The organism is Pseudomonas sp. MPDS (assembly GCF_013283895.1).
In the GTDB taxonomy this organism is placed as follows: Bacteria; Pseudomonadota; Gammaproteobacteria; order Pseudomonadales; family Pseudomonadaceae; genus Aquipseudomonas; species Aquipseudomonas rhizophila.
In genome coordinates this window covers 1,748,156-1,771,875 of record NZ_CP054128.1, presented here as the reverse complement: position 1 = coordinate 1,771,875, position 23,720 = coordinate 1,748,156, and the positions used below count along the sequence as shown (strand labels likewise).

Annotated in this window: 28 protein-coding genes; 14 read left to right on the top strand and 14 right to left on the bottom strand. The window is 60.0% G+C overall.

What is annotated here, in order from left to right:
• Position 1 precedes the first annotated feature (1 nt).
• Positions 2-814 (bottom strand): sulfite exporter TauE/SafE family protein, encoded by an 813-nt coding sequence (locus tag HQ912_RS07700; protein ID WP_107321998.1) that lies wholly within the window; start codon positions 812-814, stop codon positions 2-4.
• A 113-nt stretch (positions 815-927) separates the two neighbouring features.
• Here HQ912_RS07700 and HQ912_RS07695 point away from each other — a divergent pair, with 113 nt between their 5' ends.
• Together HQ912_RS07695 and HQ912_RS07690 are read left to right on the top strand one after the other, a co-directional pair.
• Positions 928-1,704 (top strand): AraC family transcriptional regulator, encoded by a 777-nt coding sequence (locus HQ912_RS07695; RefSeq protein WP_047228796.1) that lies wholly within the window; start codon positions 928-930, stop codon positions 1,702-1,704.
• Positions 1,705-1,787: 83 nt separating this feature from the next.
• On the top strand, positions 1,788-2,105 hold the full coding sequence (locus HQ912_RS07690; protein WP_047228797.1) for a helix-turn-helix domain-containing protein: 318 nt from the start codon (positions 1,788-1,790) through the stop codon (positions 2,103-2,105).
• A 15-nt stretch (positions 2,106-2,120) separates the two neighbouring features.
• Here the strand turns inward: HQ912_RS07690 and HQ912_RS07685 are convergent, their stop codons facing one another.
• Positions 2,121-3,176: an MBL fold metallo-hydrolase gene (locus HQ912_RS07685; RefSeq protein WP_139049342.1), complete on the bottom strand. Its 1,056-nt coding sequence runs from the start codon at positions 3,174-3,176 to the stop codon at positions 2,121-2,123.
• 186 nt (positions 3,177-3,362) lie between these two features.
• Here HQ912_RS07685 and HQ912_RS07680 point away from each other — a divergent pair, with 186 nt between their 5' ends.
• Positions 3,363-3,974, top strand: coding sequence for a TetR/AcrR family transcriptional regulator (locus tag HQ912_RS07680; RefSeq protein WP_047228799.1), 612 nt, complete (start codon positions 3,363-3,365; stop codon positions 3,972-3,974).
• A gap of 25 nt (positions 3,975-3,999) precedes the next feature.
• On the opposite strand, the gene HQ912_RS07675 is transcribed toward HQ912_RS07680, so the two are convergent.
• Positions 4,000-4,533: a DUF1003 domain-containing protein gene (locus HQ912_RS07675; protein WP_047228806.1), complete on the bottom strand. Its 534-nt coding sequence runs from the start codon at positions 4,531-4,533 to the stop codon at positions 4,000-4,002.
• 92 nt (positions 4,534-4,625) lie between these two features.
• Complete coding sequence (locus HQ912_RS07670; RefSeq protein ID WP_173406642.1) at positions 4,626-5,573, bottom strand: LysR family transcriptional regulator; 948 nt, start codon at positions 5,571-5,573, stop codon at positions 4,626-4,628.
• A gap of 14 nt (positions 5,574-5,587) precedes the next feature.
• Here HQ912_RS07670 and HQ912_RS07665 point away from each other — a divergent pair, with 14 nt between their 5' ends.
• Both HQ912_RS07665 and HQ912_RS07660 read left to right on the top strand, forming a co-directional pair.
• Positions 5,588-6,298 carry a CTP synthase gene (locus tag HQ912_RS07665; RefSeq protein ID WP_173406641.1) on the top strand — a complete coding sequence of 237 codons (711 nt, stop codon included), beginning with the start codon at positions 5,588-5,590 and terminating at the stop codon, positions 6,296-6,298.
• Entirely contained in the window at positions 6,295-6,609 is a 315-nt protein-coding gene (locus HQ912_RS07660) for an antibiotic biosynthesis monooxygenase family protein (RefSeq protein ID WP_076383730.1), read from the top strand. The genes HQ912_RS07665 and HQ912_RS07660 overlap by 4 nt, the downstream gene beginning before the upstream one ends.
• A gap of 943 nt (positions 6,610-7,552) precedes the next feature.
• Here the strand turns inward: HQ912_RS07660 and HQ912_RS07655 are convergent.
• Positions 7,553-7,879 carry a DUF2025 family protein gene (locus HQ912_RS07655; protein WP_076383729.1) on the bottom strand — a complete coding sequence of 109 codons (327 nt, stop codon included), beginning with the start codon at positions 7,877-7,879 and terminating at the stop codon, positions 7,553-7,555.
• 244 nt (positions 7,880-8,123) lie between these two features.
• Here HQ912_RS07655 and HQ912_RS07650 point away from each other — a divergent pair, with 244 nt between their 5' ends.
• The gene (locus HQ912_RS07650) at positions 8,124-9,251 is read left to right on the top strand and encodes a glycerophosphodiester phosphodiesterase (protein WP_047226969.1); all 1,128 of its coding nucleotides are present in this window, start codon (positions 8,124-8,126) and stop codon (positions 9,249-9,251) included.
• An 81-nt stretch (positions 9,252-9,332) separates the two neighbouring features.
• Complete coding sequence (locus tag HQ912_RS07645; protein ID WP_047226970.1) at positions 9,333-9,638, top strand: PepSY domain-containing protein; 306 nt, start codon at positions 9,333-9,335, stop codon at positions 9,636-9,638.
• 85 nt (positions 9,639-9,723) lie between these two features.
• On the opposite strand, the gene HQ912_RS07640 is transcribed toward HQ912_RS07645, so the two are convergent.
• Positions 9,724-11,349 carry a methyl-accepting chemotaxis protein gene (locus HQ912_RS07640; protein ID WP_173406640.1) on the bottom strand — a complete coding sequence of 542 codons (1,626 nt, stop codon included), beginning with the start codon at positions 11,347-11,349 and terminating at the stop codon, positions 9,724-9,726.
• A 315-nt stretch (positions 11,350-11,664) separates the two neighbouring features.
• Between HQ912_RS07640 and HQ912_RS07635 the strand changes: the two genes are divergently transcribed.
• The 3 genes from HQ912_RS07635 to HQ912_RS07625 all read left to right on the top strand — a co-directional run bounded on the left by HQ912_RS07635 (position 11,665) and on the right by HQ912_RS07625 (position 13,374).
• Positions 11,665-11,808, top strand: a complete 144-nt coding sequence (locus tag HQ912_RS07635; RefSeq protein ID WP_172833788.1) for a hypothetical protein — start codon at positions 11,665-11,667, stop codon at positions 11,806-11,808.
• A 37-nt stretch (positions 11,809-11,845) separates the two neighbouring features.
• Positions 11,846-12,091: a hypothetical protein gene (locus HQ912_RS07630; RefSeq protein ID WP_076383727.1), complete on the top strand. Its 246-nt coding sequence runs from the start codon at positions 11,846-11,848 to the stop codon at positions 12,089-12,091.
• An 83-nt stretch (positions 12,092-12,174) separates the two neighbouring features.
• A complete protein-coding gene (locus HQ912_RS07625) occupies positions 12,175-13,374 on the top strand; it encodes an MFS transporter (protein WP_047226973.1) in 1,200 nt (399 codons plus the stop codon).
• Here HQ912_RS07625 and arfB read toward each other — a convergent pair.
• Positions 13,371-13,784 carry an alternative ribosome rescue aminoacyl-tRNA hydrolase ArfB gene (arfB, locus tag HQ912_RS07620; protein ID WP_047226974.1) on the bottom strand — a complete coding sequence of 138 codons (414 nt, stop codon included), beginning with the start codon at positions 13,782-13,784 and terminating at the stop codon, positions 13,371-13,373. The genes HQ912_RS07625 and arfB overlap by 4 nt on opposite strands.
• 222 nt (positions 13,785-14,006) lie before the next feature.
• Entirely contained in the window at positions 14,007-15,428 is a 1,422-nt protein-coding gene (locus HQ912_RS07615; RefSeq protein WP_047226975.1) for an amino acid permease, read from the bottom strand.
• 648 nt (positions 15,429-16,076) lie between these two features.
• On the opposite strand from HQ912_RS07615, the gene HQ912_RS07610 reads away from it, so the two are divergent.
• Positions 16,077-16,214: a hypothetical protein gene (locus HQ912_RS07610; RefSeq protein WP_003178782.1), complete on the top strand. Its 138-nt coding sequence runs from the start codon at positions 16,077-16,079 to the stop codon at positions 16,212-16,214.
• A gap of 90 nt (positions 16,215-16,304) precedes the next feature.
• On the top strand, positions 16,305-17,270 hold the full coding sequence (locus tag HQ912_RS07605) for a leucyl aminopeptidase (protein ID WP_076383726.1): 966 nt from the start codon (positions 16,305-16,307) through the stop codon (positions 17,268-17,270).
• A 398-nt stretch (positions 17,271-17,668) separates the two neighbouring features.
• Here HQ912_RS07605 and rluB read toward each other — a convergent pair whose 3' ends face one another.
• From rluB to HQ912_RS07575, 6 genes are all read right to left on the bottom strand, one after another.
• Entirely contained in the window at positions 17,669-18,904 is a 1,236-nt protein-coding gene (gene rluB / locus HQ912_RS07600) for a 23S rRNA pseudouridine(2605) synthase RluB (protein ID WP_173406639.1), read from the bottom strand.
• A 142-nt stretch (positions 18,905-19,046) separates the two neighbouring features.
• Positions 19,047-19,238 carry a DUF1289 domain-containing protein gene (locus HQ912_RS07595; protein ID WP_047226978.1) on the bottom strand — a complete coding sequence of 64 codons (192 nt, stop codon included), beginning with the start codon at positions 19,236-19,238 and terminating at the stop codon, positions 19,047-19,049.
• A gap of 135 nt (positions 19,239-19,373) precedes the next feature.
• Positions 19,374-20,333, bottom strand: a complete 960-nt coding sequence (scpB, locus tag HQ912_RS07590) for an SMC-Scp complex subunit ScpB (RefSeq protein ID WP_173406638.1) — start codon at positions 20,331-20,333, stop codon at positions 19,374-19,376.
• An 11-nt stretch (positions 20,334-20,344) separates the two neighbouring features.
• On the bottom strand, positions 20,345-21,043 hold the full coding sequence (locus HQ912_RS07585; protein ID WP_160893268.1) for a segregation and condensation protein A: 699 nt from the start codon (positions 21,041-21,043) through the stop codon (positions 20,345-20,347).
• A gap of 132 nt (positions 21,044-21,175) precedes the next feature.
• Positions 21,176-21,805 (bottom strand): L-threonylcarbamoyladenylate synthase, encoded by a 630-nt coding sequence (locus HQ912_RS07580; RefSeq protein WP_160893213.1) that lies wholly within the window; start codon positions 21,803-21,805, stop codon positions 21,176-21,178.
• Positions 21,806-21,818: 13 nt separating this feature from the next.
• Positions 21,819-22,682 carry a PHP domain-containing protein gene (locus tag HQ912_RS07575; RefSeq protein WP_139049332.1) on the bottom strand — a complete coding sequence of 288 codons (864 nt, stop codon included), beginning with the start codon at positions 22,680-22,682 and terminating at the stop codon, positions 21,819-21,821.
• 87 nt (positions 22,683-22,769) lie between these two features.
• Between HQ912_RS07575 and HQ912_RS07570 the strand changes: the two genes are divergently transcribed.
• Together HQ912_RS07570 and HQ912_RS07565 are read left to right on the top strand one after the other, a co-directional pair.
• Positions 22,770-23,366: a septation protein A gene (locus HQ912_RS07570; RefSeq protein WP_076383722.1), complete on the top strand. Its 597-nt coding sequence runs from the start codon at positions 22,770-22,772 to the stop codon at positions 23,364-23,366.
• Between the two features lies 1 nt (position 23,367).
• Entirely contained in the window at positions 23,368-23,667 is a 300-nt protein-coding gene (locus tag HQ912_RS07565; protein ID WP_107321994.1) for a YciI family protein, read from the top strand.
• The last annotated feature ends 53 nt before the right edge of the window (positions 23,668-23,720 follow it).

Sequence of the window (23,720 nt, the reverse complement as noted above, 5' to 3'; positions counted from 1 at the left end):
CCTACCCCAGCCACATCCCAACCATCACAAACATCAACAACCCTACATACACCCGCGCATGCAGCCGATCCGGTATCCGCCCGATCCATGGTGTTGCCAGACGGATGCCCAGTAGCGCGCCGAGTGTGAGCACAACAAAGGCCAGCAAGTCTACGTAACCGACAAACCACGGGCCGAAGTCTGTCCCGGTGAAGCTGGCTAAGGCCATGTAGGTGACGGTGCCGGCCAACGCGACGGGCACGCTCAGTGGATTGGCCATCGACGTGGCCTGGGACATGCTCAGGCCACAACGGCGCAGCAGTGGCACGGTCATGACGCTGCCGCCGACGCCCAGCATTGTGGCGATGATTCCGATGGTTGTACCGCCCAATGCGGTCTCCATTGGCGCCAAAGGGCGTAGGACGGCATCGCTGGGGCGTGTCAGAAAACCTCGCCGCAGCAGGCAGTCCAGGATGGTCAGGCCCAGGTAAGCCATGAAGGCGTAGCGGATAATCTCGCCATTGAGCCAAGTGGCGGCCGCTGCGCCGAAGACCGCCCCCAGCGCAATGAAACCGCCGAACGGCCACAGGTAATGACGAATCAGTTGACCGGCACGCTGGTGTTTTCCGGTGGCGACCAGGGCGTTGACGATCATGACGCAGGTCGAGGTGGCGACGGCAATGTGCATGGCCGATTCACCGATGGCGTCACCCGAGTGATGGGCCATCAGCATGCGATACATCAAAGGCACCACGACGAAACCGCCGCCAAAGCCGAACAACACCGCCGTTACGCCACTCAGGCAGCCGAAGCACGCAAGCAATACATAGAACATCGAGGCGAATCCGTGAAATGGGAGGCGCCCCACGTTAGATAAGCGAAGCTTGGCCCGCTCTAGAAAACAGGCCAATAATGTTTGCGTTTACGCCAATGATGAGTAGCCCCTCGATGCGCAACACTTCGATCGATTTATTGGATGCGATCCCCAGGGCTGTCGTCGCCATTGGCACCGACTACCCCCACGGACATTTACTGCCCTCGCACCATCATCGCCGGGCGCAGTTGCTGTATGGCGCCACTGGTGTGATGCACGTCCGCACCGAAGACGGTAATTGGGTGGTGCCGCCGCAACGGGCGGTATGGATCCCGCCCGGGGTTGCCCATGAGGTGCTGATGCTGGGGGTCAGCACGCGCAGCGTGTACATCGAACCGGCCGCGGTGACGGCCATGGACGCCCGTTGCCAAGTCATCAGCGTGTCGCCCCTGATGCGCCAGTTGCTGCTGGAAGCCGTGGAGCTTGCGCCGGAATACGACGAGGCCGGACGCGACGGCGCGCTGATCAATCTGTTGCTGCACGAACTGTTGCGCAGCACTCATTTGCCGTTGCACCTGCCACTGCCCAAGGACCCACGCCTGCTCGGCCTGTGCCAGGAGTTTCTGAAACGCCCCAACGCCCACGTCTCACCTGTGCAATGGGTGGCGCAGTTGCCTATCAGCCTGCGCTCGTTCAATCGGCTGTTCAGCCGGGAAACCGGGTTGAGTTTCAGCCAATGGCGACAACAGGCCTGTGTGATGTCGGCGCTGTCTCGATTGGTCGTAGGCGATTCGGTAACCCGTATTGCCCTGGATCTGGGCTACGACAGCCCCGCAGCGTTCTCCACCATGTTCCGCCGGGTTCTGGGTCACGCACCGAGTGCCTGGCTGGAAAAGACCACCGGTCATTGATCAAAAAAATGAGATTGATCAGGATTCAAAACAACTGTACAAAAACACAGTATTTTTTGAATCCACAGCTTTGGAGAACTCCCATGGCCTCGCTCGCAATCAAAACCACCCTGGAACGCATCGCTGTCTATCAATTCACCCCTGCCCACAGCGCGCAGGCTCGAGCCATGCTGGGCTGGAGTGTCGAGGAATTGTCACGGCAGTCTGGAGTCTCGACCCAGGCCATCCGGCGCTTCGAAGCGGGGGGCGAGCTACTTGATGTCACCCGCCTGGCCCTGGCCTTTCGGCTGGAAGCCGAAGGCCTGGTGTTCTTCCCGGGCTTTGCGCCTGGGCGCGGCATGAATATCAAAGGCGCCACGCCGGATCCGATGGGGCGGCCAGACTACGCAATGATCGAATGATCGATGCGTCGAGGGTCAGGCCATGTCGGGCTGGTCTTGATAAGCCGAGGGTTCCACGTCCAGCCACCAGGCGCGGCCACGTTGCGGTTGCGCGAGGCTGAAGGCTTCACCCATTTGCGGGGTGGCAATGCAGACGTTGCGCTCCCAGGCCAGGGCCAGGATGCGATCGAAGGGTTCGTACCAGGCATGCATCGACAAATCGAACGTGCCGTTGTGGATCGGCAGCAACCAGCGGCCCTTGAGGTCGATATGCGCCTGCAGGGTTTGCTCCGGTTGCATGTGGATGTGCGGCCATTCGACGTTGTAGGCGCCGGTTTCCATCAGCGTCAGGTCGAATGGGCCGTATTGCTGGCCGATGCGTTTGAAACCGTCGAAATAGCCCGTGTCGCCGCTGAAGAAGATTCGGGTGGCGCCATCGATCATCACCCACGAGGCCCATAACGTACTGTTGCCGTCGAACAGCCCGCGACCGGAAAAGTGCTGGGAGGGTGTGGCGATGAATTCAATGCCGTCCACTTCGGTGCTCTGCCACCAGTCCAGTTGACGCACCTTGCTGGCGTCGATGCCCCATTTGATCAGGGTGTCGCCTACCCCGAGAGGGGCCAGGAAATGCCGTGTCTTGGCGGCAAGTTGGAGGATGGCCTGATGATCGAGATGGTCGTAGTGATCATGGGAAAGAATCACCGCTTCAATTGGCGGCAGCTCTTCCAGGCTGATGGGCGGCTGATGGAAGCGCTTGGGGCCAGCCCATTGCAGGGGGGAAGCGCGCTCGGAAAAAACCGGGTCGGTCAGCCAGAACTTGTCTCGCAGCTTGAGCAGCACCGTGGAATGCCCGAGGCGGAAAACACTGTTGTTCGGCGCGGCCAGCAGGTCGGCGCGCGTCAGCGGTTGTACCTCGATGGTGCCCGCAGGACGGGTGTTGCGCGGTTTGTGGAAGATCATGTTCCACATGATGCGTAGCATCTGGCCGAGCCCTTGGCGCGGTGTAGGGGCGTGGTTACGGTACTTTCCTTGCTCCTGCTGGGATGAAGGAAGCACCGCAGGGCTGTCAGTCGAAGAAAAAATGGTCATGATGCGAAAACTCCAAGGACGTCGTCGCAATTGCGCTTCGCCGTTGTGGGACGCTAATGGCCGTTGCATGCACGCTCAGCCGCCTGATTGAAAACTACACTACTCGGTGTAGTTTGTAGATTGCAGCAATCCCGAGAGCAAGTAAACTGCCAAGTGTAACTTCCCTTCTCCAGATGATGATTAACCATGACCGTACCGCCGCAGCGCCTCACCGAGCGAAAACGCGAATCCATCCTCCAGGCCGCGATTGCCGAATTCCGTAGCAGCGGTTTCGAGATCACCAGCATGGACAAGATCGCGGCGACGGCGGGTGTGTCAAAGCGCACGGTGTATAACCACTTCCCCAGCAAAGAGGAGTTGTTTGCGGAAATTCTGAATCGATTGTGGAACAGCATTACCGCCGAACAGGACATGGCCTACAGCCCGGAGCAGCCCCTGCGTGAGCAGCTTCGAAAGCTGCTGCAAGCCAAATTGCACATGCTGGCAGACGATAATTTTCTCGATCTGGCGCGCATCGCCATTGCCGCGACGATTCATTCGCCCGAGCGAGCCCAGGATATGGTTGCGCGCATGGGTCAGCGCGAAGAAGGTTTGACCGTGTGGATTCGCCAGGCCCAGGCCGACGGTCGGTTGAAAGCCGTGGAGCCGGCGTTTGCGGCGCAACAGATGCACGGGCTGATCAAGACGTTCGCCTTCTGGCCTCAAATTTCCATGGGCCAGCCGTGCCTGACCCAGGATGAACAGACTCAGGTGGTTGAATCGGCCCTCGACATGTTCCTGGCCCGCTATCAGGTCTGAGTGTCGCTACCACCGCAGAAACGGATTACGGCATCGATGGCTTGCTCACGAATTTCTCGTGCATCTCGGTAGTCAGGCAGTCGATGCGCTCGGTCAATGCCTTGGTCATTTCCGTCAGGCGGGTGTTCTGCTCCAACAACTCGAGCAATTGCGCCGTGTTCTGTGCTGCCTGGGCCTGGCGCTCACTGTTGGCAATGGCCAGTGCTTCGCGATGTTGAGCATCCGCTTCGGCTTGGGCCTTGTCCCGCGCGGCCTGGCGTGTCTGCGCCAGCAGGATCAGCGGGGCGGCGTAGGCCGACTGTAGGCTGAACGCCAGATTCAGCAAGATGAACGGGTAAGCATCGAAATGAACCACACCCAACATGTTCAGGCTTATCCAGATCAACACGATCAAGGTCTGCGCCCCCAGGAACATGGGTGTCCCGAAAAAACGCGCGAATGCCTCCGCGCGTAGCGCAAAGCGGTCATTACCAAAGGTCGGCCCCAAATGCGCGTGGGGACGATGAAAACGCAAGTGATCAACAGGTGCTGTGGAAGTGGGCTGCGACGATTCTGTCATCATGATGTTCTCTGCCTGAGGCTGGGGCTCAAGTCACTATACCGCCGGGAGATCATCCTCGATTGAGCCATCAACGCCCTGTTGGACAAAAGTCAGTGCAAGCGCAGATTGCACCTGAGTTCATCGAACAATGTCACCACTGAGCGCAAGGCGCGACAGTCCGGCCGGGTCAGCAGCCAAAGGGCCGTGTCATACCCCGCCAGCGGTTCGCCAATGGGCGTAAGGCCCTTGTTTTCGCCGATTAGAAAGTCCGGCAACGCCGCCACGCCCAGCCCGGCTCGAACCAACTCGGTGACCGAAAGCATGCTGTTGCAGCGATAGGCCGGCACCACGCCAGGAAGATGCTGACGGCGCCAAGCCACAGTGGGGTGATCGGGGAGAAAGTCATCCGGCGCGATCCAGGTCATGGCGGCCAGATCATCCGTATTTACCGAACGCAGATAGCGGGTGTCGGCACATACCCGATAAACCACATTACCCAGATGCCGCCCGACTAGATGTTCCGGCGGCGTACGGGTCAGTCGCAAGGCGATGTCGGCGTCGCGGCGGCTCAGGTTGGCAAAGTCGTTCGAGGTGCTCAGCTCAAGGGACAGCGCGGGGTAAGCAGGCATGAACCGCGCCAGAGCCGGCAGCAACAATGCTTGCAGGACCGAGTCAGTGCAGGTCAGGCGCACCGTGCCGCTGACGACCTCACCGCCCTGCTCCACCCCGACACGCGCCGCCTCCAACGCTTGTTCGGCGCGCTCGGCCTGCTCAGCCAGCGCCTGGGCCAGGCTCGTGGGCAAATACCCTGCACGGCTTTTTTCGAACAAGGGTTGGCCCAGGGCGGCCTCCAGCCGCCGTACCGAGCGGAAGACCGTGGACACATCCACGTGCAGCAAGCGCGCGGCTCGGGCCAGCGAACCGCCACGGACCAGCGCCAGGATCAGGGACAGATCGGGATAGTCCAGACGATAGTGCGTCGATGCATTGATCACTTGGGCAAACACCAATATTGATTGCGTGAACGCCAATCTATAGTGGCGACCAGGAATCAACAAGCGGCGAGCCTCTCATGGAAAACCAGCGTTCTTTGCACATCGCCCTGGTCGGCGACTATGACCCTCAAATAACGGCCCATCGGGCCATCCCCATCGCACTCGAACTGGCCAGCAAGCAAACCGGTCATCACATTGGATTTCAATGGCTGGGCACCGACCTCATCACCGACAGCGCCGTCCTGAATGGTTTCGACGGGGTCTGGTGCGTGCCCGGCAGCCCTTACCGAAACGAAAATGGCGCGCTGCAAGCCATTCGTTTTGCCCGCGAACAGCGTCGCCCTTTCCTCGGCACCTGCGGCGGTTTTCAGCATGCCGTGCTGGAATACGCGCGCAATGTGATGGGCTGGGCCGACGCAGCTCATGGCGAAACAGCTCCCGAGGCTGAACGGGCACTGCTGACGCCGTTAAGCTGTGCGCTGATCGAAACCATCGACTGTCTTGAGCTTGACGCCGATTCGTTGATTGCCAAGGCCTATGGTCGCCTTAAGGTTTTCGAAGGATATCGGTGCAGCTTTGGGGTCAATCCACAGTTTGAGCGGGACTTGCTGAGTGACCGCTTGCACGCCGTGGCCCGGGATTCGGCTGGCGATTTACGGGCCGTGGAGCTGGCTGATCATCCTTTTTTTGTCGCGACCCTGTTCCAGCCTGAGCGCGCAGCGTTGAAAGGACGTGTGCCGCCGCTGGTCAGTGCGTTTGTCGAGGCTTGCCGGAGGACAGCATCATGAGCGCCCCGTATTACGCGGTGATTTTCACCTCCCTGCGCACTGAGGGGGACCAGGGTTACGCCCAAGCCGCTGAGCGCATGCTGACTCTGGTTCAAGAGCAGCCGGGCTTCCTCGGCGTCGAGTCGGCCCGTGGCGCAGACGGCTTGGGCATCACCGTGTCCTACTGGAGCAGCGAAGCGGCGATCCTGGCCTGGAAACAGCACCCCGAACACCGCGCAATCCGCGAACGCGGTCGCTCGACCTGGTACGCCCATTGCCACACGCGGGTGTGCAAGGTCGAACGGGACTATGCCTTCCAGCGCCAAACCTGATGCCAGCCTACAAAACCTGCTCGCGAAAGCGCTGGGCCAGCTTGCATCCATGCTGAATGTGCCGCCGTCATCGCGAGCAGGCTCGCTCCCACATTAGTTTTTCAGGGCTACCCGATTCGGTGTCCACCTCAAATCCCTTGTGGAAGCGGGCTTGCTCGCGAAAGCGCTGGGTCAGCTTGCATCCATGCTGAATGTGCCGCCGCCATCGCGGGCAAGCCTTGCTCCCACAGTGGTTTTTCAGGGCTATCCAATTCGGTGTTCACCGCAAATCCCTTGTGGGAGCGAGCCTGCTCGCGATTGCGGCAGATCAGCTTGCATCAGTGTTGAATGTGCTGCCGCCATCGCGGGCAAGCCTTGCTCCCACAGTGGTTTTTCAGGGTTAACCGATTCGGTGTCCACCTCAGACCCCTTGTGGGAGCGAGCCTGCTCGCGATTGCGGCAGATCAGCTTGCATCAGTGTTGAATGTGCCGCCGCCATCGCGGGCAAGCCTTGCTCCCACAGTGGTTTTTCAGGGCTAACCGATTCGGTGTTCACTTCAAATCCCTCGTGGAAGCGGGCTTGCTCGCGAAAGCGCTGGGTCAGCTTGCATCCATGCTGAATGTGCCGCCGCCATCGCGGGCAAGCCTTGCTCCCACAGTGGTTTTTCAGGGCTAACCGATTCGGTGTCCACCGCAAATCCCTTGTGGGAGCGAGCCTGCTCGCGATAGCGCTGGGTCAGCTTGCATCAGTGCTGAATGTGCCGCCGCCATCGCGGGCAAGCCTTTCTCCCACAGTGGTTTTTCAGGGCTAACCGATTCGGTGCGCACCGCAAATCCCTTGTGGGAGCGAGCCTGCTCGCGATAGCGCTGGGTCAGCTTGCATCAGTGCTGAATGTGCCGCCGCCATCGCGGGCAAGCCTTTCTCCCACAGTTTTTTTTCAGCCCATTCATAGTCGGCGTGGCTTTAGCCTTCCACCAACTGACGCACTGCAACAATCTCCGGCAGGTCGCTACGGGCCATGTAAACCCGCAACGGTTCGGTGAGGTTGATCCGGTCGTCGATGTTCTGGTCCAGCAGCAACTGGATGCGCTGGCGACTCAGGGCCATGGTGCCGTCTGCCACCGGAGTCCAGACAAATTCGCAGGTGGGGATGATGCCGTCGTCGGCCACGTCCATGCCAAAGGCATCTTCGCTGAAGCGCACGATGTACTGGCCGGTTTTGCGGTTCAGGCCGACAAAACCCTTGAGCTGGTCGGCGGCCTGGCAGATGAATGTCGAAGTGGTGCGCATGGTAAACCTCATGGATGCGTCCCGCAGGACGTCTGATCGATGGTTTACACGCAGGGCAAGTGGATGCTGTCTTCGGGTTTCCCTCTGCCGGGGAAACTGGTGCGGCCAAGCGTACTGCAAAGCAGCCTGAAAAAGCGTGGGAAAAATCTGCTTTGCGCATTTTTATGTCGGTATAGCGATAGCGCCAGGAACGTTCAGTTGTTAAAAGATAGGTCTTTGCGAAACCCACGAAAGGATCTCGAGCATGCCTGTCACCTTCACCCGTAGTGCCCTGATGCTGAGCCTGCTGCTTGGCTTCGGCCAGACACAGGCCGGCGAAGCCGCGCCCCCAAAGTCCCTCGCGGCCCTTCAGGGCATTCCTCACCCAGCGGTGATCGCCCACCGCGGCGCCTCGTTTGACGCGCCGGAAACCACCGCCGCGGCCTACAAACTGGCCCGCGACCTGGGCGCCGACTACTTGGAACTGGACCTGCAACGCAGCAAGGACGGCGTACTGTTCGTGCTGCACGACGACAGCCTGCTGCGCACCACCGATGTCGCGACCAAATTCCCCGAGCGCAAGGACAGCACCGCCAACGAATTCACCATGGCGGAACTCAAAACCCTCGATGCCGGCAGTTGGTTCAACACCGCCTACCCGGACCGCGCCCGCCCGTCGTTCGTGGGCCTGAAGATTCTGACCCTCGATGAAGTCATCAACATCGCCGAAGGCAACCCGCTGCACAAACCGGGGCTGTACATCGAAACCAAGGAGCCGAAGCTGTTCCCCGGCATCGAGCGCGACTTGAAGGATAAACTGCATGACCGCGGCTGGTTGAGCCCGTCGGGCTCCAAGCTCGCCAAACGCGCCACCGGTGTAGGTCAGGGCAAAGGCAAGGTGGTGTTGCAAACCTTCGAAAAGAGCAGCCTCGAACTGCTGCAAAAAGAAATGCCGAACGTGCCAAAAGTCCTGCTGTTGTGGGTGGGCGATGGCTACATCGAGGCCAAGTCGAAGGTGACGTTTGCCGAGTCCGGCGAAACGGACAAGGCGGCCTATTACGCCAAACAGCAGCCCAAGGACAACGCCGAGTTTGAACAATGGGTTCAATTCGCCAAGGCACAAGGCGCTATCGGCACCGGGCCGTCCGCCGCGTTGACTCAAGGCGGCAGCCAGAGTTATTCGGACTTGGTGCAGCCGTGGATGAACCAATACACCCATGACCAGGGTTTGTTGGTGCACGTTTATACGGTGGATGAAGCGGTGGACTTCAGAAAAGTGCTGGAGGCCGGAGTGGATGGCATCTTTACCAACCGCGCCAGCGAACTGCTCAAATACTTGAAGCGTCCCGAAACAGGCAGCGTGGCGCAGGTGCTGGAGAACAACGGTTACTGAATTAAGGGTGAATTAAGTTGCCACAGTTAATCTGAACCCACTTAAACGACACACCCCTTAATCACAGCAAGGAAAGAACACATGAAAACTTTGACTGCCCTGTTCACCGCCGCAGCCCTGACCCTCACCGCCGGCCTGGCCCAGGCTGATGTTCGAGTCGACCAGATTCCTGAGTTGGTCAAGAGCGGAAAAATCAAGCCGCTGGAAGAGATGAACCAAGCAGCCCTGAAGTTGCACCCAGGCGCAACCATCACCGACACCGACCTGGATAACCACTTCAACGGTTATGAATATGAAGTTGAACTGAGAATGGCCGATGGCACAGAGTGGGATGTAGACTTTGACGCAACTACCGGCAAAGTCCTGAGCGACAAGCAAGACCGTTAATTGGTCACTAAAATGAGCCGCGCAACCTCAGGGTTGCGCGGCTTTTTTGCATCTATCGACAACTACCGCTAACGACCGTCGACCGTCAGGCACTCAACCGCGCCGTCACTTCATTCAACTGCCCTGACAAACCGTGCAGGTTCCGACTCGCGGCTTCGGTGCGCTGTACATTGTCCAGGTTAGTGCTGGCGATGCAGGTGATTTCGGTCAGGTTGCGCGAGATGTCTTCAGCCACCGAGGTCTGCTCTTCTGCGGCAGTGGCGATCTGACGATTCATGTCGCGAATCGCTTCCACGGCCTGGGTAATGCGTTCGAGCATCACACCGGCCTGAGTCACCTGCTCCACACTTTCTTCACTGCGCGACTGACCGCTCTCGATGGCCTGGGCTGCGTCCACCGCACCGGTTTGCACGGTCTGGATAATCTGGTTGATCTCGATGATGGACGAGGCGGTGCGCTGGGCCAGACTGCGCACCTCATCGGCAACCACCGCGAAACCGCGTCCAGCCTCGCCAGCCCGGGCCGCTTCGATGGCAGCGTTGAGGGCCAACAGATTGGTCTGCTCGGCGATACCGCGGATGACTTCCAGCACCTTGCCAATGCGCCCGCTATCGGTTTCCAACTGGCGGATAACCGTGGCCGTGTTGGCGATTTCACCGCGCATGCGGGTGATGGTATGAATGGTCCCTTGCATGACCTTCTCGCCCTGCTGCGCCGAGTGATCGGCGTCATCGGCGGCCTGTGCCGCGTCGGCGGCATGGCGAGCGACTTCCTGGGCGGTGGCGGACATTTCGTTCATCGCCGTCGCCACCTGGTCGGTGCGTTCGAATTGCTCGCTGGTGCCTTGGCTCATCAGGCTGGCGATGGCATTAAGCTCGCCGCTGGCACTGTCCAGTTCCGTGGCACTGCGCTGCAGACGCGAGAAGGTTTCGGCGAGAAAGTCGCGCAGGGTATTGGCGGCCAGCGCCAGGTCACCCAATTCGTCCTGCCGGTTGCTGACTACCCGCTCGGCGAAACGGCCGCGACTCAGTTGGGTCACGTATTCGATCAGGTTGCGGATCGGCTGCACCAGGTTGCGATTGACCAGCCACAGGCTGAACAGCCCGATCAGCAGGCCGGAAACCAGCATGATCACGGTGCCCAGCATAATCGTGCGATCGGCACCGGCACTGATCTGCGCCGATTGTTCGCTGGCAAGTTTGCGCAACTCCACCACCAGCGCACTCATTTGCTCGCTGGCCGCGCGGTCCACACCTTTGACCGCCGCATCACCCGCCGCCGCATCGCCGCCCGCCGTCACAAACGCATCACGGCCCTTCTGGTAGGCCGCACCCAATTGACGGTGTTCGTCTCGCAACCCCTCAATCCGAGTCTTGATGGGTGTCGCAACCCCTTCAAGGGCGATCAACTGGCCAAGAATACCCTGGACATCATGCTGGCGATCTTCGAACTGCTTCCAGTATTTAGCCAGGTCTGCCGGCTGCTTGCCGCGCAGCAGAACGTTTTTCCATTCCTGGACCTGCACCTTGAATTGCAGGTTGGCCTCATCGATCAACTGCGACGCACGCAACGGGCCATCGATCAGGTTGCGATAGTTCTGGACGCCGTTGGAGAGGAAATGGAAAGACGCCAGGGCAATCAGCAACATCGCCAGCAGGCTGCCACTGAGCAAGGCGAGAATCTGCGCTCTCAGGGATTTTTGTAGAAACATGGAGGGAAATCTCTTGAAAAGAAGAAAGAGCCAAGCTCACGGACGACACGTCCCGACCTCCATGTTCGTGGTTTGCAGTGTCGCAACCGAATGCGGGATATGTACAAACCATCGACCCGCCGGGCGTATTCTTGAGCCTTCGCGACGACCGGTAGCAGGCGTTTGATGATTGGACATGTCCTGTCCAGACAAGCCCTTTTGTCGCCGCAACGGAACTTAAAAGTCTTTTTGTCATTTCTTCTGCTGTATCCTGCCCAAGCTTTTTAAAAGCGCGGATCTACCAGATCTACCAACAGACTTTGCGAGGAGCGCGATATGCACGAGATTCCTAATCTCCCCTTCCCTAGCCTGCACGAAACTGAGCAGACGACCACGCTACAAGCCGGGGGGCAACCAGACGCCCAGCAACCCGAGCCCAAAGAAGCCACTGAACGCCGCCAAGCCGACAGCGAAGACTGATTCACCCGCACGACCAGACCGTGTGGAAAGCGCTAAGATGCGCTTTCCACACTGCCTGAATCCTGAGCCCCCCATGACCGATGACCCTACCTTCAGCGAAGCCCAAGCCAGCGTCCTGATCGGCACCGCCGAAAAGATGGTCGATATCTGGACGCGCCTTTCCCCAGAGAAACAAGCCGCCCTGCTGGCACGATTTGGCACTGAAGAAAACGCCCTCGCTGCATTGGTCACCACGCACCTGGTGGCTGGACAAGACGACACCCCAGCGCCATCCGGCAAATAGTTTTACTTTTCCACGCTTCACGGTCGCAGGCACCGCTATCATAAGCAGCCTATCTATCCTGCTGCTCCGTGGACTCTTTACCCATGCCAGATACCCAGCGCCCCTTGGCGGTCACGCTGCAAGTCGTTTCCATCGTTCTGTTCACTTTCATTGGCTACCTGAATATCGGCATTCCCCTCGCCGTGTTGCCCGGGTTCGTCCACGGCGAACTGGGTTTTGGCGCGGTGATCGCCGGGTTGGTAATCAGCGTCCAGTACCTGGCCACCCTCCTCAGTCGTCCTTATGCCGGACGGATCATCGACAACCTGGGGAGCAAGCGCGCGGTCATGTTCGGCCTCGCCGGTTGCGGGCTGAGCGGTGTGTTCATGCTAGCGTCTGCCTGGACGTCAAACCTACCGACGCTGAGCCTGATCAGCCTGCTGATCGGCCGCCTGGTGCTGGGCAGCGCCGAAAGCCTGGTAGGATCGGGATCGATTGGCTGGGGCATTGGCCGGGTCGGCGCGGCGAATACCGCCAAGGTGATTTCCTGGAACGGTATCGCCAGCTACGGCGCGCTGGCGATTGGCGCGCCGTTGGGGGTGTGGCTGGTGAAATCCCTGGGGCTGTGGAGCATGGGCGTCAGCATTATTTTGCTGGCGTTGCTGGGGCTGGCGCTGGCCTGGCCGAAAACGGCGGCGCCCATTGTCACTGGCGAACGGCTGCCTTTCATGCATGTTCTCGGACGCGTCCTGCCCCATGGCTGCGGCCTGGCCCTGGGCTCCATCGGTTTTGGCACCATCGCCACGTTCATCACCCTGTATTACGCCACGCAGCAGTGGGACAACGCAGTGCTGTGCCTGAGCCTGTTCGGCGCCAGCTTCATCGGCGCGCGCTTGCTGTTCGGTAATTTGATCAACCGCCTGGGCGGCTTCCGGGTAGCGATTGCCTGCCTGTCGGTGGAAACCCTCGGTTTGTTGTTGCTCTGGCTGGCGCCGGATGCGCATTGGGCCTTGGCCGGCGCGGCATTGAGCGGCTTCGGTTTTTCCCTGGTGTTCCCGGCGCTGGGGGTGGAAGCGGTCAACCTGGTACCCGCCTCCAGCCGTGGCGCGGCGGTGGGCGCCTATTCGTTGTTTATTGACTTGTCCCTGGGGATTACCGGGCCGTTGGCCGGTGCGATTGCCGCAGGTTTCGGTTTTGCTTCGATCTTTTTGTTCGCCGCGCTGGCGGCCTTGGGCGGGTTGTTGCTGAGTCTCTACCTGTACCGCCAGGCGCCGAAGTATCGCCAGGAGCGGGAGAAAAACTAGAAGTCCACCTTGCCGCGCCCGGCTTTGATCGAACCGCGCTTGGTCTTGGATTCCAGGCGACGTTTCTTCGAGCCCAGGGTCGGCTTGGTCGGACGGCGCTTCTTTTCGACCTTGGTGGCGTTGAGGATCAGTTCGGTCAGGCGTTCCAGGGCATCGGCCCGATTCTGTTCCTGGGTGCGGTATTGCTGGGCCTTGATGATCAACACGCCGTCGCTGGTGATGCGACTGTCGCGCAGCGCCAGCAACCGCTCCTTGTAGAAATCAGGCAAGGACGAGGCCGCAATGTCGAAGCGCAAGTGCACGGCGCTGGACACCTTGTTGACGTTCTGCCCGCCGGCGCCTTGGGCACGGATGGCCGTCAGTTCGATCTCGGCGTCCGGGATGTGCACAGTGTTGGAAATTGCCAGCATGGAAAAAGAGGTCCGGTATCAGGACCCACAGAATACCGCGAATCCCCAAGACAGCGACCAACCCTTGTGGGAGCGAGCCTGCTCGCGATAGCGGTGGGTCAGCTTGCATCAATGCTGAATGTGCTGGCGCCATCGCGAGCAGGCTCGCTCCCACAGGGATCAGCATGAGTCTGAATACAACAAACCCGGCCAAGTGCCGGGTTTGTTGTATTTCAAGGACGCTTACTTGGCGGCAGCGGCCACAGCCATGTCCTGCCGGGCACTGCGCTTGTTCTTGATCAGGTAGCACACCCACATGAACACCACCCACACCGGAATCGCGTAGACCGATATCTGGATGCCGGGAATCAGCAGCATTACCCCAAGAATGAACACCACGAACGCCAGGCAGACATAGTTGCCGTACGGATACCACAGCGCCTTGAACAGCGGTGTCTGGCGGGTCTGGTTCATGTGCTGACGGAACTTGAAGTGCGAATAGCTGATCATCGCCCAGTTGATCACCAGGGTCGCGACCACCAGCGACATCAACAACTCCAGCGCATGCTGCGGGATCAGGTAGTTAAGCAGCACCGCCACCAGCGTGACCGCAGCAGAAGCCAGGATCGAACGCACCGGCACGCCACGCTTGTCGATCTTGGCCAGGGCCTTGGGCGCATCGCCCTGTTCGGCCATGCCCAGCAGCATGCGGCTGTTGCAGTAGGTGCCGCTGTTGTACACCGACAGCGCGGCGGTCAGCACTACGAAGTTGAGGATGTGCGCCGCCGTATTACTACCCAGCATCGAGAACACCTGCACGAACGGGCTGCCGCTGTAGGCATCGCCGGAGGCATTGAGTGTGTTCAGCAGGCTGTCCCATGGGGTCAGGGACAACAGCACCACCAGGGCACCGATGTAGAAAATCAGGATCCGGTAGATCACCTGGTTGATGGCCTTGGGGATCACGGTTTTCGGTTTGTCCGCCTCGGCAGCGGTGAAGCCGAGCATTTCCAGGCCACCGAAGGAGAACATGATGATCGCCATCGCCATCACCAGACCGCTCACGCCGTTGGGGAAGAATCCCCCGTGGGCCCACAGGTTGGTCACCGAAGCTTGTGGGCCACCGTGACCGCTGACCAGCAGATAGCTGCCCAGGGCAATCATGCCGACAATTGCCACGACCTTGATGATCGCGAACCAGAACTCGGCCTCGCCAAAGACTTTGACGTTGGCCAGGTTGATGACGTTGATCAGGACGAAGAATGCTGCCGCCGAAGCCCAGGTCGGGATGTCCGGCGCCCAGTAGTGGATGTACTTGCCGACCGCGGTCAGTTCCGACATGCCCACCAGGATGTAGAGAATCCAGCAGTTCCAGCCCGACAGGAAGCCGGCGAAACCGCCCCAGTACTTGTGGGCAAAGTGACTGAAGGAGCCGGCCACTGGCTCCTCGACAATCATCTCGCCCAACTGGCGCATGATCATGAAGGCAATGAAGCCGCAAATGGCGTAACCGAGGATCATCGACGGGCCGGCTGACTTCAGCACCCCCGCCGAGCCGAGGAACAGGCCTGTACCGATCGCGCCGCCGAGGGCGATCAGTTGAATGTGTCGATTTTTCAGGCCGCGTTTCAGCTCGCCTGAATGCGTATTTTCTACAACGGTCATGCGTCACCTATTTGTTTTTATCTGTGACGAAATCGAACCCGACACGCTCGTGGCGTGGCGGAGTGAACAAGGCGGATAACCTTGAAAATGCGTGGGTACGCGAAGGGTCACAGTAAAACGCGGCGCATTGTACACCGCTGCCCCACTGCGACCAGACACCCGCGCACCCCGTACTTCAGGTCTGCCGCGCATCTGACCCGTCCCGCCGGTTTGAAACAAGCGCTGCAAAGTGTCGGAAACCCCGTCAAACCGACCTTCTCGGCAGTTTTTTCTTACAGCGCAGCCAAACGCCGGTATAGACCGATTTGATAGGCAAAAATCGTCAGCATTTCTTTACAAACCGTAACGCAAACTTTCCGTGTGGGAATTTTCTGTAAGCTGACTGCAAATTGACGGTAGCTAGCTACCTAAGCAAAAAACTACACAGCCAACTGTTTTTGAATAACTAATTTCTTCGGTAAAAATGGAATAAAAAGTTCAAACGAAAAAAAATAAATTATTTTTTTGCATTCCAAAAAACCCTCGACTAGGTTTTCAGCGACTTGCCAAGGCGTCGTGCCGGCAGGTTTTGCGCAGCCGCTTCCGGTCAGTTCTCCATCGCGGAATCGACTTCGCAATTTTCCGTAAAAGTCATCTAGGAGATTCACTATGCAAGCACTGGACAAAGACTTGGAAACCGAACTGCAACTGGACGAATGGTTTGAAGCACCGACCCACGAAGCCGCAGTTGAAATGATGCAAGCCGACGCCGTTGTTCCGTTCGGCACGGCGATGTGGCCTCTGTAAGCATCGCCCGGCGGAGGCGATCCGGCCGGTCGGCTCCGCCACTTTGCAGATTTCAGGGAAGCCAAACACCACTGTCAGGGAAGAATAAGCATGGACACACAACGAGCCATCTCACATTTCCTTTACTACCTTGAACATCATCCCGCCCTGGCCGGCATCCAGCCAGCCAAGGTGTTGCTCGGCCATACCGCCGACTACGAAGCACTGACCGGGGCTATTGCCGAACAGGCTGGCAGCGGTTCACCCTTCCGGTTCAGCACCATGCGCCTGGACCTTGAACCCACGGAGCGACTGTCCAAGGCGATTGCCGACAGCGATCTGTACATTTTCTTCTACGACTCTTCCACCCTGCCCAACCCACGCCCCGACGGCCCGGACTTTGTTCGCGCGTTGCAAGGCGTGATGGCGGACAACTGGAAGAAATCGCTGCTGTTCAAGGACTACGGCGATTATTTCTACGACACCTTCAGCGTGATTCCTCAGCGCATCGCCGGGCTCAACAGTCACCTGATCCGGCGCATGTCCCAAGCAACGACGTTGAGTTTTCAGGATGACCACGGTTCGTATTTCGATACGGCCCTCAACAGCGTCAAGAAATGGACCGACATCAACGGTGTTGGCAACTACGACCTGGCACCCGGCGAAATCGCTACCCACAGCGACACCATTAACGGTCAGGTGAAGTTCGTCGGCACTTTCCTGAGCACCATCCCGTTCGCCCGCAAATACGGCGTACTGCAATCGCCGCTGGAGTTGTGGATCGAAGACTCCACCATTCAGAAAATCGCCAGCGATGTGCCAGGCCTGGAACACGACTTCAATAAATACCTGGACGCCAACCCGTCCAACCGGCGTATCGAGGAACTGGGCATCGGCACCAACGAAGGGGTCAAGAGCCTCTATGCCCGCAATGCCGGTTTCGAGGAGCGCCATTGCGGCCTGCACCTGGGGCTGGGTGGCGGGGCCAAGGGCAGCCATCATCTGGATCTGATTTTCGAGAGCGGTGTGTTGGCGTTGGATAACGAGCCGATGTTTGATGGGCGGTTTGTGCTTTAGGGGCAGCTTCAAGCGGCAAGCTTCAAGCGGCAAGAAAAGGCGGGCGACCTTGGGATGGTAATGGGGCTGCTGGCCCCATCGCGAGCAGGCTCGCTCCCACAGTTGATCTTTGGTGAATAGACAATTTGTGGTCGACACCGTCCCAGTGTGGGAGCGAGCCTGCTCGCGATGACGGGCGACCTTGGGATGGTAGTGGGGCTGCTGGCCCCATCGCGAGCAGGCTCGCTCCCACAGTTGATCTTTGGTGAATAGACAATTTGTGGTCGACACCGTCCCAGTGTGGGAGCGAGCCTGCTCGCGATGACGGACTCACCAGCACTGCATCACTAAAGCCAGACAAAAAAAACGCCAACCCAACGGTTGGCGTTTTTTCTTGCAGCTAGAAACTCACAACTGCCTCACTCCGGCTTACGACGCCCAAACCCCGGACGCTGCCCCGAAGCCGCTGGGGCACCGCGACGTTTGCCCGATGGCGTGTCGCGGTCGACCAGGACGATGCCCGGGCGCTTTTTCGCTGCGGGTTTGGCCGGACGCTTGGTGTCGGCCGGGCGATCCGCCACCGGCGTACCACGACCGGCCGGAGCACCGCGACCTTCGCCGCGCTCGGTACGACCGTTGGCCGGACGTGGCGTGCGCGGGCCGCGTTCGCCGTCCTGACGTGGCGCAGGCTTGCGGGCCGGGCGTTCGCCTTCGATCTGCGGCTCGCGGGACGGACGCGGACCTGCGGCCGGGCCATCAGCGGCAGGACGCAGCGTACGCACGCGCTCGGTCTTGCCCATCGGACGCGAGGATTTACGCTGCATGCGCTCCAGCTTGTCCTTGCTCTTGGCGGTCATCTGCGGCATCGCCACCGGCTTGAGGCCGACTTCGGCGGCCAGAATGTCGACTTCGTACTGGCTCATTTCGCGCCAGCGGCCCATCGGCAGGTCGGAGTTGAGGAACACCGGACCGAAACGCACGCGCTTGAGGCGGCTGACCACCAGCCCCTGGGATTCCCACAGGCGCCGTACTTCACGGTTGCGGCCTTCCATCACCACGCAGTGGTACCAATGGTTGAAGCCTTCGCCGCCCGGAGCCTGCTTGATGTCGGTGAAACGCGCCGGGCCGTCTTCCAGCACAACGCCGGCCTTCAGGCGCTCGATCATTTCGTCGTCGACTTCACCACGTACACGCACGGCGTATTCGCGGTCCATCTCGTAGGACGGGTGCATCAAGCGGTTGGCCAGCTCACCGTCGGTGGTGAACATCAGCAAACCGGTGGTGTTGATGTCCAGGCGACCGATGTTGATCCAGCGGCCTTCTTTCGGACGCGGCATTTTGTCGAACACGGTCGGACGGCCTTCCGGGTCGTCACGGGTGCAGATCTCGCCGTCGGGTTTGTTGTACATGATCACGCGGCGCACCGTTTCGGCGGCCTCTTCGCGCTTGATCACCTTGCCATCGATGGTGATGGCGTCATGCATGTCGACACGCAGGCCCAAGGTGGCATCTTTGCCGTTGACCTTGATCCGGCCCTGGGTGATCCAGGTTTCCACGTCGCGGCGCGAGCCGACGCCGATACGGGCGAGGACTTTTTGCAGTTTCTCGCCTGCTGGGCCGATTTCCTGGCTGTCGTTCTGGTCTTGGTCTTTCATTCTGGGCACCTCCCGGTGTGGTCGGGTCAGGCGTGGCCTGACACTTTGAAAACGGGTCTATGACGAAGGGATCGCCAAAGGGTCGCGAATCATACGCTCGTTAAGGCATTTGCGCATCAGAGACTAGCTGATCGACGAACCTTCAGCGCTTTTTCCGCCGACCGGTGGCGCCCAGTTTGATCAGGCGCAGGGCCGCTTCGGCCAACACCGTGCGCTTGTCATCCTTGTCGAGTTTCTTCCAGGCCTTGATCTCGCGCTTGCTGCGGCCACAGCCGATGCAGATGTCGTCGTCGAACTTGCAGAGGCTGATGCAGGGGTCTTTGGTGGAACTCATGGTGCACCGCATGACTTAATGTGGGAGCGAGCCTGCTCGCGATAGCGATTTCACCTTCAAAAATGATGTTGGCTGACAGACCGCCATCGCGAGCAGGCTCGCTCCCACAATGGGGCGGCGCTGTGTCAGCCGTGATCAATCGTCGAACTGGCGTCGTTCGTTTTCAATCGCTTCGGCCAGGGCGCGGGCTTCGGCTTCTTCATCGCTGAGCTCAGGCTCGGGTTCGCGTGGTTCGAGGGCGGCGACGGCGGCCAGCAGTTTTTCCCGGGCCGCGGCTACGCCAAGAATGTCTTCTTCCGGTTCGGGGTCAGGTTCGGCCTGAAGTTCAAATTCGCTGCCCGGTTGCGCGGGTTCATCCATTTCGCCTTCAGACCCCGGCCCCTCACGCAGCAGATCGTCGAAATCGGTCTTGAGCCCCTCCTCCATGGTGTCCAGTTCCAGCAACAACGAATGGAAACTGGTTTCTTCCTTGGGTTCCTCCGGCTCGGCGCTGGCGTCGGCCAGCTCCTGCAAGCTTTGGGGCACCGGGGCGTCGTCGAACTCCAGCATCGGCTCGGGTTCCAGCTCCCGCAGTTCGGCCAGCGGCGGCAGGTCGTCGAGGTTCTTGAGGTTGAAGTGATCGAGAAAGGCCTTGGTGGTGGCAAACATCGCCGGTTTACCCGGCACGTCGCGATAGCCGACGACCCGGATCCACTCGCGCTCAAGCAGCGTCTTGACGATGTGGCTGTTGACCGCCACGCCCCGCACATCTTCGATTTCACCCCGGGTGATCGGTTGGCGATAAGCGATCAATGCCATGGTTTCGAGCATGGCACGGGAATAGCGCTGAGGCCGTTCTTCCCACAAACGCCCGACCCAGGGCGAAAACTTCTCGCGGATCTGCAGGCGGTAGCCGGAAGCCACCTCCTTGAGTTCGAACGCCCGCCCCTCGCAGGACTTACCCAGCAGCGCCAGGGCTTTCTTGAACACGGCCGGCTCGGGCCGCTCGCCTTCTTCGAAGAGTTCGAACAAGCGCTCCATCGATTGCGGTTTTCCCGAGGCCAACAGGAAAGCTTCAAGCAACGGCGCCAGCTCGCGGGGTTCAGTCAGATTCATTGATTTGCTCGTTATTCGGCTCGTGCCCGCACGTGGATCGCTGCGAACGGCTCATTCTGCACCAGCTCGACCAAGGATTCCTTGACCAATTCCAGGACCGCCATAAACGTCACCACCACGCCCAGCCGCCCTTCCTCGGCGGTGAACAGCTCGACGAAGGGCACAAAGCCGCCGCCCTTGAGCCGCTCCAGCACATCGCTCATGCGCTCGCGGGTGGACAGGGCTTCGCGGCTGACCTGGTGACTTTCAAACATGTCGCCCCGGCGCAGCACCTCGGCCATGGACATCAGCAACTCTTCGAGGCTGACATCCGGGAGCAATTTACGTGCTCGCGCCTCGGGTGCATCGAGCTTGGGCACCACCACATCGCGCCCGACCCGGCTCAAGCCATCGATGCCTTCGGCCGCCACCTTGAAGCGTTCGTATTCCTGCAGGCGGCGGATCAGTTCGGCGCGCGGATCGTCTTCCTCCTCCTCGATCTCTGCCGAGCGTGGCAGCAGCATTCGCGACTTGATCTCGGCGAGCATGGCCGCCATTACCAGGTATTCGGCCGCCAGTTCCAGTCGCACCGACTGCATCAGCTCGACGTAGCCCATGTACTGGCGGGTGATTTCCGCCACGGGGATGTCGAGGATGTTGATGTTCTGTTTGCGGATCAGGTACAGCAGCAGGTCCAGCGGGCCTTCGAAGGCTTCAAGGAATACCTCCAGCGCATCCGGCGGAATGTACAGGTCCAGGGGCATTTCCATGACCGCCTGGCCATAGACCATGGCGAACGGCAGCTCTTGCTGAGCGCCGGCCTGGCTGTCGGCGCTCTCAACGGCGGTTTCCACTGCGGACACTCAGGCCTCGACCAGGAACGGGGCTGGATCGCCGCAACCGATACGCACCACTTGCGGCTCGCCATCGGCCAGGTTGATCACCGTGGACGCCTTCATCCCGCCGAAACCGCCGTCGATGATCAGGTCGACCTGATGCTCGAGCAATTGGCGCATCTCGTAAGGGTCATTCATCGGCTCCGTCTCGCCGGGCATGATCAAGGTCACGCTCATCAGCGGTTCACCCAGCTCGGCCAGCAACGCCAGGGCAATGGGGTGGCTGGGCACCCGCAGGCCGATGGTGCGTTTTTTCGGGTGCAGCAACAGCCGCGGGACTTCCCGGGTGGCGTTGAGAATAAAGGTGTAAGGCCCAGGGAGGTGGGCTTTGAGCAGGCGGAAGGTGCCGGTGTCGATCTTGGCGAACAGGCCCAACTGCGACAGGTCGCTGCAGATCAGCGCAAAGTTGTGCTTGTCATCCAGCTGACGCAGGCGTCTTACCCGCTCTACAGCGTTCTTGTCGCCGATCTGACAGCCGATGGCGTAGGAAGAATCGGTGGGATAGACCACCACACCACCGCTCCGAATGATTTCCACCGCCTGTTTGATCAGGCGCGCTTGCGGGTTTTCCGGATGAATCTGGAAAAATTGACTCACGTGTTCTACCTGTTCAGACGGTGGCGGTAACGGGATCATGTTTGAATCTACACCATAGTGGTGGCAGATCTTCCGGCAACGGGCGATATTCGCCTATCTCGGACCAGCCTCCAGGGCCATGAAAATCACTGCCGGCGGTCACCAGCAGGCCGAACTCACGGGCCAGAATCGCCAGGCTGCCGACCTGCTCGGCAGGCTGATGGCCATTGACCACCTCGATGGCGTGGCCCCCTGCTTGAATATAGTCGGCCACCAGGCGGCGGCGCTTGCTGCGGGTGAAATCATAGTGCCACGGATGCGCCAGGCTGACCCAGGCTCCGGCGGATCGCAGGGTTTGGACGGTCTCTTCCAGGGTCGGCCAGTGTTGCTTGACGTCCCCGAGCTTGCCGGCCCCCAGCCATTTGCGAAACGCTTCGGCGCGGTCCTTGACGAAACCTTCGCGCACCATCCAGTCCGCGAAGTGCGGACGGGCCGGGGCGTTGCCACTGTCGCCCAGTTCCTGCTGGATCTGCCGGGCGCCCTCAAGCGCACCAGGCATGCCCTTTAGCGCAAGCTTGCGGCTGATCTCTTCGGCACGCAGCCAGCGGCCGTCGTGCAGTTGCGCAATGGCCTGGACCAGTGACGGCGCATTTACATCAAAACCGTAACCCAGCACGTGAATAGTCGCGCCGCCCCAGGTGCAGGACAACTCGACCCCGTTGACCAGTTGCATGCCCAGCGTCGTAGCCGCGCTACGGGCCTCGTCGAGGCCTTCGAGGGTGTCATGATCGGTCAGGGCCAGGACTCGCACGCCGTGCTCGAACGCCCGCGCCACCAGAACCGCAGGCGCCAGGGCGCCATCGGAGGCCGTGCTATGGCAGTGCAAATCAACATTCACGAGAGTTTGTTACCTCAAATCAGCTGGCCCTATCGCGGCCAAGGATGTTTGTTATTATGCCGCCACATCCTGCTTCTGGCTGCCACTGTGAAACAATTCATCGACTTCATCCCGCTTCTGCTGTTTTTCATCGTCTACAAACTTGACCCACGGACCGTCGACATTGCCGGTCACTCCTTGACTGTGGGCGGTATCTACAGCGCCACCGCGATGCTGATCATCAGTTCGCTGGTGGTCTATGGCGCCCTGTTCGTGGCCCAACGCAAGCTGGAGAAAAGCCAGTGGCTGACCCTGATCGCCTGCCTCGTCTTCGGCAGCCTGACCCTGGCCTTCCACAGCGAAACTTTCCTTAAGTGGAAAGCCCCGGTGGTCAACTGGCTGTTCGCCCTGGCGTTTATCGGCAGTCACTTCGTCGGCGATCGCCTGCTGATCAAGCGCATCATGGGCCACGCCTTGAACCTGCCGGACGTCATCTGGACCCGGCTCAACATCGCCTGGATCGGCTTTTTCCTGTTCTGCGGCGCCGCCAACCTGTTCGTCGCGTTCACCTTCCAGAGCTACTGGGTCGACTTCAAGGTCTTCGGCAGCCTGGGCATGACGCTGTTGTTCCTGATCGCCCAAGGCATCTACCTGTCCCGTCATCTGCACGATGCCGACACCACCACGCCAAAAACCGAGGACTGACATGCTCTACGCAATCATTGCCACCGACGTCGCCAATTCCCTGGAAAAACGCCTGGCCGCCCGCCCTGAACACCTTGAGCGCCTGCAACAGCTCAAGGCCCAAGGCCGAATCGTGCTGGCGGGCCCGCACCCGGCAGTGGACAGCAACGACCCCGGCGCGGCGGGTTTCTCCGGCAGCCTGATCGTCGCCGAGTTCGATTCCCTGGCCGCGGCGCAAGCCTGGGCCGAAGCCGATCCGTTCGTGGCCGCCGGTGTCTACGCCAATGTCGTGGTCAAGCCGTTCAAGCAAGTCCTGCCTTAACAACCCGATGCGTGATGAGCCTTCGCGGCTCATTGCGCTCAATCGCTCATTGT

Excerpts from the sequence above, each read along its gene's own strand:
- HQ912_RS07660 (WP_076383730.1), top strand. The coding sequence starts at position 6,295 with ATGAGCGCCCCGTATTACGCGGTGATTTTCACCTCCCTGCGCACTGAG.
- HQ912_RS07615 (WP_047226975.1), bottom strand. The coding sequence starts at position 15,428 with ATGACCGTTGTAGAAAATACGCATTCAGGCGAGCTGAAACGCGGCCTG.
- arfB (WP_047226974.1), bottom strand. The coding sequence starts at position 13,784 with ATGCTGGCAATTTCCAACACTGTGCACATCCCGGACGCCGAGATCGAA.
- scpB (WP_173406638.1), bottom strand. The coding sequence starts at position 20,333 with ATGAATCTGACTGAACCCCGCGAGCTGGCGCCGTTGCTTGAAGCTTTC.
- HQ912_RS07665 (WP_173406641.1), top strand. The coding sequence starts at position 5,588 with ATGGAAAACCAGCGTTCTTTGCACATCGCCCTGGTCGGCGACTATGAC.
- HQ912_RS07610 (WP_003178782.1), top strand. The coding sequence starts at position 16,077 with ATGCAAGCACTGGACAAAGACTTGGAAACCGAACTGCAACTGGACGAA.
- HQ912_RS07645 (WP_047226970.1), top strand. The coding sequence starts at position 9,333 with ATGAAAACTTTGACTGCCCTGTTCACCGCCGCAGCCCTGACCCTCACC.
- HQ912_RS07675 (WP_047228806.1), bottom strand. The coding sequence starts at position 4,533 with ATGACAGAATCGTCGCAGCCCACTTCCACAGCACCTGTTGATCACTTG.
- HQ912_RS07655 (WP_076383729.1), bottom strand. The coding sequence starts at position 7,879 with ATGCGCACCACTTCGACATTCATCTGCCAGGCCGCCGACCAGCTCAAG.
- HQ912_RS07695 (WP_047228796.1), top strand. The coding sequence starts at position 928 with ATGCGCAACACTTCGATCGATTTATTGGATGCGATCCCCAGGGCTGTC.
- HQ912_RS07650 (WP_047226969.1), top strand. The coding sequence starts at position 8,124 with ATGCCTGTCACCTTCACCCGTAGTGCCCTGATGCTGAGCCTGCTGCTT.
- HQ912_RS07595 (WP_047226978.1), bottom strand. The coding sequence starts at position 19,238 with ATGAGTTCCACCAAAGACCCCTGCATCAGCCTCTGCAAGTTCGACGAC.
- HQ912_RS07690 (WP_047228797.1), top strand. The coding sequence starts at position 1,788 with ATGGCCTCGCTCGCAATCAAAACCACCCTGGAACGCATCGCTGTCTAT.
- HQ912_RS07700 (WP_107321998.1), bottom strand. The coding sequence starts at position 814 with ATGTTCTATGTATTGCTTGCGTGCTTCGGCTGCCTGAGTGGCGTAACG.
- HQ912_RS07625 (WP_047226973.1), top strand. The coding sequence starts at position 12,175 with ATGCCAGATACCCAGCGCCCCTTGGCGGTCACGCTGCAAGTCGTTTCC.
- HQ912_RS07680 (WP_047228799.1), top strand. The coding sequence starts at position 3,363 with ATGACCGTACCGCCGCAGCGCCTCACCGAGCGAAAACGCGAATCCATC.
- rluB (WP_173406639.1), bottom strand. The coding sequence starts at position 18,904 with ATGAAAGACCAAGACCAGAACGACAGCCAGGAAATCGGCCCAGCAGGC.
- HQ912_RS07635 (WP_172833788.1), top strand. The coding sequence starts at position 11,665 with ATGCACGAGATTCCTAATCTCCCCTTCCCTAGCCTGCACGAAACTGAG.
- HQ912_RS07640 (WP_173406640.1), bottom strand. The coding sequence starts at position 11,349 with ATGTTTCTACAAAAATCCCTGAGAGCGCAGATTCTCGCCTTGCTCAGT.
- HQ912_RS07605 (WP_076383726.1), top strand. The coding sequence starts at position 16,305 with ATGGACACACAACGAGCCATCTCACATTTCCTTTACTACCTTGAACAT.
- HQ912_RS07685 (WP_139049342.1), bottom strand. The coding sequence starts at position 3,176 with ATGACCATTTTTTCTTCGACTGACAGCCCTGCGGTGCTTCCTTCATCC.
- HQ912_RS07565 (WP_107321994.1), top strand. The coding sequence starts at position 23,368 with ATGCTCTACGCAATCATTGCCACCGACGTCGCCAATTCCCTGGAAAAA.
- HQ912_RS07630 (WP_076383727.1), top strand. The coding sequence starts at position 11,846 with ATGCGCTTTCCACACTGCCTGAATCCTGAGCCCCCCATGACCGATGAC.